General features: G+C 72.1%; 11 protein-coding genes. 5 read left to right on the top strand and 6 right to left on the bottom strand.

What is annotated here, in order from left to right; all coding sequences use genetic code 11:
* Nucleotides 1-78: 78 nt before the first annotated feature.
* Nucleotides 79-1,452, bottom strand: a complete 1,374-nt coding sequence (locus tag O3W51_RS00730; RefSeq protein ID WP_443048232.1) for an MFS transporter — start codon at nt 1,450-1,452, stop codon at nt 79-81.
* 230 nt (nt 1,453-1,682) lie between these two features.
* Here O3W51_RS00730 and O3W51_RS00735 point away from each other — a divergent pair, with 230 nt between their 5' ends.
* Nucleotides 1,683-2,120, top strand: a complete 438-nt coding sequence (locus tag O3W51_RS00735; RefSeq protein ID WP_138351339.1) for a MarR family winged helix-turn-helix transcriptional regulator — start codon at nt 1,683-1,685, stop codon at nt 2,118-2,120.
* A gap of 37 nt (nt 2,121-2,157) precedes the next feature.
* Here O3W51_RS00735 and O3W51_RS00740 read toward each other — a convergent pair whose 3' ends face one another.
* Nucleotides 2,158-2,805, bottom strand: coding sequence for an FMN-dependent NADH-azoreductase (locus O3W51_RS00740; RefSeq protein WP_138351213.1), 648 nt, complete (start codon nt 2,803-2,805; stop codon nt 2,158-2,160).
* Between the two features lie 136 nt (nt 2,806-2,941).
* On the opposite strand from O3W51_RS00740, the gene O3W51_RS00745 reads away from it, so the two are divergent.
* On the top strand, nt 2,942-3,379 hold the full coding sequence (locus tag O3W51_RS00745) for a winged helix-turn-helix transcriptional regulator (protein ID WP_138351214.1): 438 nt from the start codon (nt 2,942-2,944) through the stop codon (nt 3,377-3,379).
* A 58-nt stretch (nt 3,380-3,437) separates the two neighbouring features.
* On the opposite strand, the gene O3W51_RS00750 is transcribed toward O3W51_RS00745, so the two are convergent.
* Nucleotides 3,438-6,101: an ATP-binding SpoIIE family protein phosphatase gene (locus O3W51_RS00750; RefSeq protein WP_269282841.1), complete on the bottom strand. Its 2,664-nt coding sequence runs from the start codon at nt 6,099-6,101 to the stop codon at nt 3,438-3,440.
* A gap of 154 nt (nt 6,102-6,255) precedes the next feature.
* Here O3W51_RS00750 and O3W51_RS00755 point away from each other — a divergent pair, with 154 nt between their 5' ends.
* The 3 genes from O3W51_RS00755 (at nt 6,256) to O3W51_RS00765 (ending at nt 9,148) form a co-directional block, all read left to right on the top strand.
* On the top strand, nt 6,256-7,701 hold the full coding sequence (locus O3W51_RS00755; RefSeq protein ID WP_138351215.1) for a DUF2252 domain-containing protein: 1,446 nt from the start codon (nt 6,256-6,258) through the stop codon (nt 7,699-7,701).
* Nucleotides 7,702-7,853: 152 nt separating this feature from the next.
* The gene (locus tag O3W51_RS00760) at nt 7,854-8,705 is read left to right on the top strand and encodes a hypothetical protein (protein WP_374117298.1); all 852 of its coding nucleotides are present in this window, start codon (nt 7,854-7,856) and stop codon (nt 8,703-8,705) included.
* A 110-nt stretch (nt 8,706-8,815) separates the two neighbouring features.
* Nucleotides 8,816-9,148: a rhodanese-like domain-containing protein gene (locus O3W51_RS00765; RefSeq protein ID WP_138351217.1), complete on the top strand. Its 333-nt coding sequence runs from the start codon at nt 8,816-8,818 to the stop codon at nt 9,146-9,148.
* Nucleotides 9,149-9,162: 14 nt separating this feature from the next.
* Here the strand turns inward: O3W51_RS00765 and O3W51_RS00770 are convergent, their stop codons facing one another.
* The 3 genes from O3W51_RS00770 to paaD all read right to left on the bottom strand — a co-directional run bounded on the left by O3W51_RS00770 (nt 9,163) and on the right by paaD (nt 12,022).
* A complete protein-coding gene (locus O3W51_RS00770) occupies nt 9,163-10,317 on the bottom strand; it encodes an acyl-CoA dehydrogenase family protein (RefSeq protein ID WP_138351218.1) in 1,155 nt (384 codons plus the stop codon).
* A gap of 85 nt (nt 10,318-10,402) precedes the next feature.
* Nucleotides 10,403-11,458: a 2Fe-2S iron-sulfur cluster-binding protein gene (locus O3W51_RS00775; RefSeq protein ID WP_164295651.1), complete on the bottom strand. Its 1,056-nt coding sequence runs from the start codon at nt 11,456-11,458 to the stop codon at nt 10,403-10,405.
* Entirely contained in the window at nt 11,459-12,022 is a 564-nt protein-coding gene (paaD, locus tag O3W51_RS00780; protein ID WP_187144950.1) for a 1,2-phenylacetyl-CoA epoxidase subunit PaaD, read from the bottom strand.
* Nucleotides 12,023-12,049: the final 27 nt, after the last annotated feature.

Genomic DNA, 12,049 nt, shown 5'->3' on the forward strand with positions numbered 1-12,049 from the left:
CCTTCTGTGTCTGCCGTGTCTTCGGCGTCTGCTCCGTCTGCAGCGTTCGCCGTGTCCGCGGTGTTCGCCGGTGGACTCCTAGGCGGGCTGGTCGGCGGGCGCGTTGACCGTGGCCGGGCCGGAAGCCGCGAGCTGCGGCCGGGTGTGGCGGGCCGGGATGAAGGCCGCGATCAGCAGGGCGGCGAGGCCGGCCCCGCAGGCGATCGCGAACGCGACGCGGAAACCGTTCAGCGTGGGCAGCGGCATGCCGCCGAACGGATGCGTCATATGGGCGAGCACCACACCGACGACCGCGCTGGAGACCGAGGTGCCGATCGACCGCATCAGGGTGTTGAGGCCGTTGGCGGCCGCGGTCTCCGACAGCGGCACGGCGCCCATGATCAGTGCGGGCATGGCGGCGTAGGCGAGCGCGATGCCGGTGCCGATCACCGCCGATACCAGGATGACCTCCCAGACGGTGTCCATCAGGAACAGCCCCATGGCGTAACCGGCGGCGACCACCGTCACGCCCAGCATCAGCGAGGTCTTCGGGCCGCGGGCGGCCGAGATCCGCGCCGACAGCGGGGAGATCACGATCATCACCAGCCCGGCGGGCGCCAGGCACAGCCCGGCCGCGACCATCGACTGGCCGAGACCGTAACCGGTCGCCTTGGGCAACTGCAGGAGCTGCGGAAGCACGATCGACATCGCGAAGAGGGCGAACCCGACCAGGACCGACGCGAGGTTGGTGAGCAGCACCCGGGGGCGGGCGGTGGTCCGCAGATCCACCAGCGGCGCGGTGGTCCGCAGCTCGAAGGTGCCCCAGCCGAGCAGGATCAGCACGGCGGCGCCGAGCAGTCCGAGGGTGGTGCCGCTGCCCCAGCCCCAGTCGCCGCCCTTGGACACCGCCAGCAGCAGGCAGACCAGCCCCGCCGAGAGCCCGACCGCACCGGGGAAGTCGAACCGTGCGGGGGTGCGCACCGTCGACTCGGGGACCAGGAAGAAGATGAGCGCGGCGGCCGCCGCCCCGAGCCCGGCCGAGCACAGGAACAGCGAGTGCCAGTCGAAGTGCTGGGCGATCGCCGCGGCACCCGGCATGCCGAGCGCCCCGCCGATGCCGAGCGAGGAGCTCATCAGGGCCATCGCGGAGCCCATCCGCTCCTTGGGCAGCTCGTCACGCATGATGCTGATGCCGAGCGGGATGACGCCCATCGCGCCGCCCTGGAAGGCCCGGCCGACCACCATCGGGAGCAGCGAGGTGGTGAAGGCGCAGATCAGCGAGCCGATGATCAGCAGGCCGAGGCTGAAGAGCAGGATCCGCCGCTTGCCGTACATGTCGCCGAGCCGGCCCATGACGGGGGTGGCGACCGCGCCGGCCAGCAGGGTGGCGGTGATCACCCATGAGGCGTCGGAGGCGGAGGCGTGCAGCAGCTTGGGGAGTTCGGGGATCAGCGGGACCACGAGGGTCTGCATGACCGCCACGACGATGCCCGCGAACGCGAGCACCACGACGATGGAGCTGCCCCGGTCGCGGGCCACTGGATCGGATATCTGGGGCACGTGTACCGCCTCCGGGTGAAGTTGTTGATGTGCACGACACACAGGCTGTGTATCGTGCACATTGCGTCCCTCGTGGGTACGCGCGGCGCGCAGGACGCGGTGACATAGGAGGCAGTGTGCTGGAGCGACTCGAACGGGAGTTGATGCTTGTCGCCCGGCACCAGGTGATGGCCCGCCGGGACCCGGCGGGCGGGCGGCTGGAGAAGTCCGCCTATCTGCTGCTGACCAGGATCGAAGCGGACGGCGCGATGTCCATCGGACAGCTCGCGGAGGCCTTCGGCCTCGACACCTCGACGGTCAACCGGCAGACGGCGGCGCTGCTGCGGGCCGGGCTGGCGGAGCGCGTCGCGGATCCGGACGGCGGAATGGCGCGGAAGCTGCGGATCACCAGTGCCGGCAAGGACCGGCTGACAGCCGACCGGGCGGTCCATCTGGAAGGCCTGGGCTGGGTGCTCGCGGACTGGACGCCGCGGGAGATCGGGCAGTTCGAGGACGTACTCACCCGGTTCAACCGCAGCATCGAGGCGCTGGAGGGACGCGAATGGCCCCGCCCGGAATCGGGCGGGGCCAGCGGCGCGTAACGGGTGACACGTAACGCAGACGGCAGGGCGAGGGGCCTCAGGCTGCCAGGCGGACGGCGAGTGCCTTGGCCTTGGAGACCGCTTCCTCGTGGGCGCGGGTGCGCGACGCGTCGGCCAGGTCCCGGAGGTCGGCCATCTCCGGCTTCACATGAGCGAGCGTCAGCTCAGGGACGATGAAGTCGACTTCGAGGCCGAGCATGCCGGTGAGGACCTTCTCCAGGTAGTTCGAGGCGAACTCGAAGCTCTCCCGCGGGGTGCCGGCGGCGTACGAACCGCCGCGGGCGGTCACGACCGTGACCGGGGTGCCGGCCACCGTGGACCCCTCGCCGCCGGTGCGGCCGATGATGATCACCTGGTCCAGCCATGCCTTGAGGCTGGAGGGGATCGTGAAGTTGTACATCGGGGTGCCGATCAGCACCGCGTCGGCCCGCTCCAGCTCCTCGGCGAGGGTCTCCCGCAGAGCGTGGGCGGCCCGCTGCTCGGGGGTGTGGTCGGCCGCCGGGACGAAGGACGCCGTGATGGCGTCGGCGGTCAGATGGGGGAGCGGATCGGCCGCGAGGTCGCGGTAGATCACGGTGCCGTCCGGGTGCTGCGCCTCCCATTCCTTGCGGAAGGTCGCGGCGACCTCGCGGGAGACGGAGCCCTCGTGGAAGGCGGAGGAGTCGATGTGCAGCAAGGTGGGCATGGGAATGCCTCCACTCTCGGAAGACGGGGCGAACGTCGCGCCACCGTGGGCGTCTGCGTTCTTTCGTATGTAGCTATTGATATCACAGTAGCTTACTTTTCTGCAGTAGCAAGTGGGACGGCAGTACGCTGTACCCATGCAACGGGGACAGCAGGCGCAGGCAGAGCTCGGGGCCGAGGTGTGTACGGGCGTCGACATCGCGCTCACGCGCGTCTTCGAGCTGCTGGGAAAACGGTGGACCGGGCTGATCGTGGCCGTCCTCACCCAGCGGGCGGCGTACTACGCCGACCTGCGGAGAGCCCTCCCCAAGATCAGCGAGCGCATGCTGTCGGACCGGTTGAGCGAGCTGGTCGACGCCGGACTGGTCGTCCGTGAGGTCGACGAAGGCCCGCCGCTGCGCGTGACCTACCGGCTCACCGAGGCCGGCCTCGGTCTCGGCCCGGCCCTGCACGAGCTGGGCCAGTGGGCCGAGACGTATCTGCTGGGCGGCATCGACGCAGCGGGCGACCCGGCCGGGCCGTGCGCGGGCGCGCACGCCAGCCCCTCCCGGCCCCAGCAGCCCGAGATCTGCTGAACGACCCGGCGCGGTCGCACCGGTCCGGGAGTCGAAGTCCCGTCCCGAAGCCGAAGTTCTAGCCCGGCAGCGGGAGTTCGAACCAGACGACCTTGCCGACCGCCTTGCGGCTCGTACCCCAGCGCCGCGACAGATGCGAGACGAGCGCGAGGCCGCGCCCCTCCTCGTCGTCCGCGTCGGCCCGCCGCAACTGCGGCAGGTTGTGATCGTCGTCGCTGACCTCGACCAGCAGCTTGCCGACGTTCATCAGCCGCAGCTGGACGTCGTGCGACGCCACCCGCAGCGCATTGGTGACCAGCTCGCTGACCAGCAGTTCCGTGACGTCCATGAGCCGGTCGAGACCCCAGATGCCGAGCTGCTGCCGGGTGAGCTCACGCGCGGTGCGGACCTCCGCGTCGTCCATGCGCAGCGTCCACTGGGCGACGTCCTTGGAGGCGATGCCCTCGAACCGGGCGACGAGCAGGGCGACATCGTCCCGCCGGTCCTCGGAGTGCAGCCGGCTGAGGATCTGCGCGCACACGTCCTCGGGGGTCTGCTGCGGCTCGATGACATTGGCACACAGGGCGGCAAGACCCGCGTCTATCCCCTGGCCGCGGACCTCGACCAGGCCGTCCGTGCACAGCACCAGCCAACTGCCGTCCGGCACCGGGATCTCGACCGTCTCGAACGGCACGCCCCCGACGCCGATCGGCGCTCCCTTGGGGATCTGCAGCAGCTCGCTGACCCCGTCGTGGCGGGCCAGGACGGGCGGGATGTGACCGGCGTTGGCGAGGGTCAGATTGCGGTGGATCGGGTCGTAGACCGCGTAGACGCAGGTGGCGAGGTGTTCGGGGCCCAGCCGGTGCGCGAGGTTGTCGAGGTGCCGCAGCAGCTGCGCCGGCGGCAGGTCGAGGGCGGCCATGGTGATGACGGACGTGCGGAACTGGCCCATGACGGCGGCGCTGATCAGGCCGTGCCCCATCACATCGCCGACGATGAGCGCGACACGGCCGCCCGGGAGCTGGATCGCGTCGAACCAGTCGCCGCCGACCTGCGCCTGGCGGTCGCCCGGCATGTAGTGGTGCGCGATGCGCACGCCGGGGATCTTGGGCGGCCGGGTCGGCATCATGCTGCGCTGCAGCGTCGCGGCGGCCCGGGACTCGAAGCGGTGCAGCCGGGCGTTGTCGAGGTGGACGGCGCCGCGGGTGACGATCTCGCCGGCGGTCGCGGCGTCCTTGGCGTCGAACGGGCGCCGGTTCGGCTGGCGCAGGAAGCACATCCGGCCGAGGACCGTACCGCGCGCGGTGAGCGGGACCACGACCATGGAACGGCCGGGCAGCAGCGGGCCGAGGGCCGGCACGCCCAGGTCGAGCGCGAGGTCCTGGGCGAGCCCCGGTTCGATGACGGGGACGAGCAGCGGCTCGCTCAGGCGGGGGGTGATGTCGTCGGCGGAGAGGGTGATCAACTCGCCCTCCGGGACGGCGCTGTCCCAGGCGCCGGGCGGCCCGTGCAGGGCGACGGCGACCCGGCGGAGCAGGACGGTGTCGGACGGCCGGTCGTCCTTCGGCAGCTCGGTGTCGGAGAACAGCTGGTCGACGATGAGGATCGCCGCGAAGTCCGCGAAGCGCGGGACGGTCACGGCGCACAGCTCGCGTGCGGTGGTGTCGAGATCGAGGGTGCTGCCGACCTTGGTGCCGGTCTCACGGAGTAACGCGAGCTGTTCGTCCAGCACATGGCCGGGAGCGGGCGTCGCGAAGACCGGTACGGCGGGGACGGCGGTCAGGCCGTCGGCGCCGGTGCGTACCCCGGTGGTCCGGCCCATGGCGGAGTTGCCGGCCGAGTTCCCGGCGGCCGGTGCGACTGTCGTCTCGACGGACGTTCCGGAGCCCGAACGGGGTGCGGGGAGCAGCTCCCGGCGGTTGGTGCGGGCCGGGCGCAACGTTCCGCCATCGGCCTCGTACTCCCTGGGCAGGACCGGGAGTTCCGTGCTGCCGTCCACCCGCAGGACGGGGTAGCCGAGCGGGACGACCTGCCGCATGATCCGTTCGAGGCGGCCGGCGCTCACCCGGGGCAGCACGATGCCGAGCCGGTTGGTCAGCTGCCGGGCGTGCGCCAGGTCGGGGACGGGCGCGAGCTGGGCGGAGACCGAGATGCCCTCGCGGGCCTCGCGCGCCGGCTCCTCCGCGGCGTACGGCAGCAGGCGGTCGCCGAGGGCGATCCGCAGCGAACCAGCGCGCAGTGGCTTGGCGTTGGCGGCGATGGCCAGCAGGCTGCGGCCGGCGGGTTCCATGATCCGGTACGTCCACCACAGCACGTCGCGAACGGTGCCGTCCCGGTCGGTGGTGGCGAGCGAACCGGCCCAGGCGGGGTGGGTGAGGTCGTCCAGCAGATCGAGGGTGTCCTCGTGCGGAGCGCCGGAGGCGGTCAGCAGCCCGGAGGCACGATGGCCGAAAACGCCTTCCCAGCGGTGGCCGAAGAGCTCCTCGGAGCCGCGGTTCCAGTAGGAGACGCGGCCGTCGGGATCCACGCAGATGACGGCGAGCCGCAGGAGCGCGGCCACCCCGGTGGTGGCCAGCGGCGCCGCGGCGGAGCCGTTGCCGGCCGCGGTGCCGGCTGTGCTGCCGCTGCCGTTTCCGGAGGCAGAGTCGACGGACACGTCCATCTCCGTCTTCGCTTCCGCGCCGGCGGCCGAACCCTTGGACGGGCTTTTGGCCGTATCGGCGGACTGGGAAAGCCGGGTCATCTCGTTCAACGTCGTGCACCTGCGGTTCGGCGCTGAGTAGGGTCCTGGCTCAAGGCAAGCACGAAACTTCGGGCGGGGTCGACCAAATGGCCAGATTGCCCCCAGTGGTGGGGTAAGTGGCATCGGGGCGTCCGCTCGCTGACGGGGAGAGCGCATGAGCGAGTTGAGGGTGCCGCGGACCACGGGGTTCGCGCGCTGGCCGCACGAGGCCACGGCGAGGACCGCGGGCAAGGCGCTGCGGGGCCGGGTGCCCCGGTCGGCACACGACCAGCTGCCGGCCGGCGGTGACCGGCCGGGCCCGCTGGGGGCGCTGGAGGCGTCGAATTCCGGCCGGATCGAAGCGCTGATACCGCTCCGCGTCGGACGGATGGCGGCGAGCCCGTTCTCCTTCCTGCGCGGTTCCGCGGGGCTGATGGCGGCCGATCTCGTCGACACCCCGGTGACCGGTGTCGGCGCCCAGATCTGCGGTGACGCGCACGCCGCGAACTTCGGCCTCTACGGCGACGCCCGCGGCCGGCTGGTCATGGACATCAACGATTTCGACGAGACGCTGCTCGGCCCGTGGGAATGGGATGTGAAGCGGCTCGCGGCCTCGCTGGTGCTCGCCGGGCGGGAGGCGGGCGCGTCCGAGGACATCTGCCGGTCGGCGGCGTACGACGCGGTCGGCGCGTACCGGCGCACCATGCGGCTGCTGGCCAAGCTGCCGGTGCTGGACGCGTGGAACGCCATCGCGCACGAGGAGCTGGTCGCGCACGCGGACGCGCGCGATCTGCTGGGCACGCTGGAACAGGTGTCGGCCAAGGCGCGGAAGAACACCAGCGCGAAGTTCGTCGCGCGGTCGACCGAGCTGCTGGAAGACGGCGGACGGCGCTTCGTCGACGCGCTGCCCGTGCTGCGGCGGGTGCCGGACGCGGAGGCCGCGGCGGTCGCCGGAGCGCTGGACGGCTATCTGCGGACGGTGTCGGAGGACCGGCTGCCGCTGCTCGCGCGCTACGCGGTGCACGATGTGGCGTTCCGGGTGGTGGGGACCGGCAGCGTGGGGACCAGGTCGTACGTGGTGCTGCTGCTCGACCACCTCGGGGAGCCGCTGGTGCTCCAGGTGAAGGAGGCGCGGGCGTCCGCGCTGCGGCCGTACGTGGCGAAGGCCGGATTCGACACCGCGGAGGCGGATGCCGCCTCCAGCTCCGCGCGCGGCTCGCACGATGCGCACGGCTCGCACGGTGCGCACGAGGGCCGGCGGGTGGTGCTCGGGCAGAAGCGGATGCAGGTGGTCAGCGACATCCTGCTGGGGTGGACGTCCGTGGACGGGCTGCCCTACCAGGTGCGCCAGTTCCGGAACCGGAAGGGGAGCGTGGATCCGGCGTCGCTGGAGGCGGGGCTGATCGACGACTACGCGCGCATGACCGGGGCGCTGCTCGCGCGGGCGCACTCGCACAGCGCGGATCCGCGGCTGATCGCCGGGTACTGCGGCAAGAACGAGGAGCTGGACACGGCGATCACGTCCTTCGCGGTGGCGTACGCGGACCGCACGGAGGCCGATCACGCGGAGCTGCTCGGCGCGATCAGGACGGGGAAGGTCGCGGCGGAACTCGGAATCTAGGGCGTCGGTCCTGGCTCGGTCCTGGCTCGGACCTGCCTCGGTTGCGGTCCGATCCGGTCCGAGCCGGTCTTGATCCGGTCTTGATCCGGTGCGAAACGGAATCTTTCGGGGGCGCGGAAGGGGTGTGGGGCCCGGCGGTACGGCTCCGGGGCATGGCTTCGGTGCCGGGCCCCGGGACGGGGGGCCGCCGGAATCCGTACGCTGTGCGGGTGACGAACCCGGAAGCGGAACAGGTGGATCAAGCGGCCTCCCAGCGGTTGGCGAAGGCGGTGCGCGCCGCTGAGCAGGCGCTCATCGAGTTCGAGATCGCGGTGGAGACCTTCCGGGTCGAGGTGGACAACTTCTCCCGGCTGCATCACCAGCGGCTCGGCCCGATGTATGCCCGGCTGGACGAGCTGGACGCCCTGATCGCGGAGGCGGTGGCGGCGAACAGCGGCGACCGTGAGGACATCGAGCGGGCCTGGGAGGCCCGCGCCCTCGTCATGCCCATGCCGGGCATAGAGGAGCTCTTCGAGGGGATGCTCGGCCAGGACGGTGTGCGGCCGGTCGAGGACCCCAATCCGCCGCGCCGGGTGCGGCCGGGCAAGGAGGCGCAGCGGCTCTACCGCGAGCTCGCCCGCAAGGCGCACCCGGACCTGGCGCAGGACGAGGCGGAGAAGGAGCGGCGCAGCGTCTTCATCGCACGGGTCAACGAGGCCTACGCGGACGCCGACGAGGACCGGCTGCGCGAGCTGGGGGCGGAGTGGGAGGCCGGGCCGGTGCTCGAGGAGGAGCTGCCGACCGAGGCGGAGGTGCTCTACGCCCGGCTGGAGTGGCTGGCCGAACGCAAGGAGGCGCTGTCCGTGATCGCCACGGATCTGGACGGCAGCGCGATCGGGCAGATGATGAAGCTGTCCCCCGACGATCCTGACGGGCTGCTCAACGAGATCGCCGAGCAGCTGCTGGAACAGGTCGGGGCGCGGGAGGCACGGCTCGCCGAGCTGGTCCGGCCCGCTGAGGGCTGAGGTAGTTTTCTCAGGTCCGCTGTGTGTGTCGTGCGCGCTGAGCCCGCTGAACGCGAGCTGAGCCCGCGCCGAGCCCGTGCTGAGCTCGTTGTGCCGAGGAGGCCCTTCCCATGTTCAACTCCCAGCTGCCCGCCGTCGACGCCGCCGGTGTTCCGGCCGATGGCATCCTGCTGGACGTCCGGGAGAACGACGAGTGGGCGGCCGGGCACGCGCAGCACGCCCTCCACATCCCCATGGGCGAGGTCGTGAGCCGGATCGCCGAGGTGCCGGACGGCGGCACGGTGCATGTGGTCTGCCGGGTCGGCGGACGGTCGGCGCAGGTCGCCCAGTACCTGATCGCCCAGGGCGTCGACGCGGTGAACGTGGACGGCGGGATGCTCGGCTGGGAAGCGGCCGGGCGGCCGCTGGTGTCGGACGGCGGCGGCCCGGCCTTCGTCCTGTAGCAGGCCCCCAGGCCTCAGCCGAGCGGGTGGGCGGCGATCAGGTCGCCCAGGACCTCCTCGTGGGCGGCGGCGGGACCGAGCGACAGCTCCAGCTGCTTGGCCCAGGCGTGGTAGCGGTGCAGCGCGTAGTCGGTGTCCGCGCCGAAGCCGCCGTGCAGGTGCTGCGCGGTCTGCACGACCCGCCGTACGCCCTCCGACGCCCAGATCTTCGCGACCGCGACATCGCCGGTGAAGGGCAGCGCGCCGGGGGTGTCGATGCTCAGCCGCCAGGCGGCCTGCCAGAGGGTGGCCTCCATCGCCCGCAGGTCGATGTAGCGGTCGGCGGCCTGCACCGCGACCGCCTGGAAGGTCGCGATGGGGTACCCGAACTGCTCACGCTTGCCGGCGTAGGAGCTGGTCATGCCGAGGACCGCCTCGCCGAGGCCCAGAGCCAGGGCGCAGGTGCCGGTGGCGAGCACATTGCGCAGCCACTCCCAGCTGCCGTCCGCGGTGATGACGTCATCGGCCGGGATCCGTACCCCGTCGAACGTGATCTCGGCGAACCGCTCACCGCTGGTGGAGACCTGCTCGGCGAGCGTGACGCCCTCGTGGAGCCGGGGGACCACCGCGATGACCGGCCGGCCCTCGGTGGTGTGGGCCGGCACCAGGATGTGATCGGCCTGCTGCGCCCATGGGACGGCCGTCTGCACCCCGTCGAGCAGCCACTGGCCCGGCTCCTCGGTCCCGTCGTCCTGGTGCTGCCGCGCCTGAACGGAGAGCTCGGCCCCGTCATGGCCGGTGCGGCCGTTGGCGGCGACGGTGAGGACGACCCCGCCGCTGCCCGCCGCCGGAAGCAGCCGGGCGCGCAGCGCCGCGGAGCCGTAGGTCTGTACGGCGAGCCCGGCGGCGTAGGTCTCCAGCAGCGGCACCCGGGCGAGCACCTTGCCGGCCTCACGCAGCACGAGGCACAGCGCCATCGGGTCGAGACCGGCGCCGCCGTAGGTGCCGGCCAGGGCGAGGCTCAGCAGATCGCTGTCCGCGAGCTTGCGCCAGAGGGCGCGGTCGAAGTCCTCGGCGACGGCCCCCTGGGTCAGCGCGGGGCTGGGGACCGAGTCCGGCGCGACTCCCGAGAACACGGCCCGCGCCGCCTCGACCGCCGCCAGTTGCTCCTCGGTGAAGCTGAAGTCCACTGCTAGCCCCTCCCACCGCTACGGTCCCTGACAGTGCGTCAGGTTAGAACACGTTCTAGTGAGAGGGAATAGCGGGGGACCACCGTTACGCGTCGAAGTCCAGCTCCACCCGGTCGGTGAGCGGATGCGACTGACAGGCCAGCACATAGCCGGCCTCGGTCTCGTCGGGCTCCAGCGCGAAGTTCCGGTCCATCCGCACCTCGCCCGACACCAGCCGGGCCCGGCAGGTCCCGCACACCCCGCCCTTGCAGGCGTACGGGGCGTCCGAGCGGTTGCGCAGCACCGTCTCCAGGACGGACTCGCCGCCCTCGGACGGCCAGCTCCCGCCGCGCCCGTCGAGCGTCGCGGCGACCACACTGCCGACCGCGGCCGGGGTCCGGGCGGGGCCGGTCACCGGGCCGTCGTCCACATGGAAGATCTCCTGGTGGATCCGGGACCGGTCCACCCCGAGTCCGCGCAGCGCCTGCTCGGCTCCCCGCACCAGCCCGAAGGGGCCGCACAGGTACCACCCGTCCACCGTCTCCACCGACAGCAGCGCGGGCAGCAGGGCGGTCAGCCGCTCCTGGTCCAGCCGGCCGGACGGCAGCCCGGCCTGCTGGTCCTCGCGGGACAGCACGTTCACCAGCTGGAGCCGGTCCGGATAGCGGTCCTTGAGGTCGGCGATCTCCTCCAGGAACATCGTCGAAGCGGCCGTCCGGTCGCTGCGCACCAGACAGAAGCGGGCCGACGGCTCCCGCCCGAGCACGGTGGCGATGTGGGAGAGCACCGGCGTGATGCCGCTGCCGCCGACCACGGCCGCGAAGTAGCCGGGGCGCGGATCGAGGATGAACCGGCCCATCGGCGGCATGACGTCCACCAGGTCGCCCACCGCCAGCTCCTTGTGGGCGTACACCGAGAACTCACCGTCCTCGACCAGCCGCACGCCGACCCGCAGGCTCTCCGGCCCCCCGGGCCCGGGAGCCGGGTCGCAGACCGAGTACGTCCGCCGGATCTCGGAGCCGTCCACGAACCGGCGCACCGCGAGGTGCTGGCCTGCCGCGAAGCGGTACGTCTCGCGCAGGGGGGCCGGCACGTCGAAGGTCACGGTCACCGAATCGTCCGTGAGCCGCTCGATCCCGGTGACCCGGAGCGGATGGAACATTCACAACTCCTTGAAGTGGTCGAACGGTTCGCGGCAGCTCTCGCAACGGCGCAGGGACTTGCACGCGGTGGAGGAGAACCGGCTCAGCACGGTGGTGTCCACCGAGCCGCAGTGCGGGCAGCGCACCGACAGCTCGAGCGGCACCGGGCCGCCGCTGCCGACCGGGCGCGGCGGCGCTATGCCGTGCTCGGCGAGCTTGCGGCGCCCCTCGGCGCTGATCGCGTCGGTCGACCAGGCAGGCGACAGCACCGTACGGACGGACACCTCGGCCATACCGTGCTCGCGCAGGACCTGGGTGATGTCGGTGACCATCGTGTCGATGGCCGGGCAGCCGGTGTAGGTCGGCGTCAGCTGCACCTCGACGCGGCCGGGGCCGACCAGCTGCAGACCGCGCAGCACTCCCAGCTCGGCGAGGGAGAGCACCGGCAGCTCCGGGTCCGGGACCGAGCCCGCGAGCCGCAGCAGCTCCGCCTCCAGCACGCCGTCCGGCGTGCCCGCGGCTATCTCGTCGGCCGGAGCGCCGCCCGGAGCGCCGTCGGTCACTGTGCCGCCGCCGGTCACCATGTCGCACCCGGGTGGGCACGGTGCAGG

Source organism: Streptomyces sp. H39-C1, assembly GCF_027158125.1.
In the GTDB taxonomy this organism is placed as follows: Bacteria; Actinomycetota; Actinomycetes; order Streptomycetales; family Streptomycetaceae; genus Actinacidiphila; species Actinacidiphila fildesensis.

Excerpts from the sequence above, each read along its gene's own strand:
- O3W51_RS00750 (WP_269282841.1), bottom strand. The coding sequence starts at position 6,101 with ATGACCCGGCTTTCCCAGTCCGCCGATACGGCCAAAAGCCCGTCCAAG.
- O3W51_RS00755 (WP_138351215.1), top strand. The coding sequence starts at position 6,256 with ATGAGCGAGTTGAGGGTGCCGCGGACCACGGGGTTCGCGCGCTGGCCG.
- paaD (WP_187144950.1), bottom strand. The coding sequence starts at position 12,022 with ATGGTGACCGGCGGCGGCACAGTGACCGACGGCGCTCCGGGCGGCGCT.
- O3W51_RS00740 (WP_138351213.1), bottom strand. The coding sequence starts at position 2,805 with ATGCCCACCTTGCTGCACATCGACTCCTCCGCCTTCCACGAGGGCTCC.
- O3W51_RS00775 (WP_164295651.1), bottom strand. The coding sequence starts at position 11,458 with ATGTTCCATCCGCTCCGGGTCACCGGGATCGAGCGGCTCACGGACGAT.
- O3W51_RS00765 (WP_138351217.1), top strand. The coding sequence starts at position 8,816 with ATGTTCAACTCCCAGCTGCCCGCCGTCGACGCCGCCGGTGTTCCGGCC.
- O3W51_RS00745 (WP_138351214.1), top strand. The coding sequence starts at position 2,942 with ATGCAACGGGGACAGCAGGCGCAGGCAGAGCTCGGGGCCGAGGTGTGT.
- O3W51_RS00730 (WP_443048232.1), bottom strand. The coding sequence starts at position 1,452 with ATGCAGACCCTCGTGGTCCCGCTGATCCCCGAACTCCCCAAGCTGCTG.
- O3W51_RS00735 (WP_138351339.1), top strand. The coding sequence starts at position 1,683 with ATGCTTGTCGCCCGGCACCAGGTGATGGCCCGCCGGGACCCGGCGGGC.
- O3W51_RS00760 (WP_374117298.1), top strand. The coding sequence starts at position 7,854 with ATGGCTTCGGTGCCGGGCCCCGGGACGGGGGGCCGCCGGAATCCGTAC.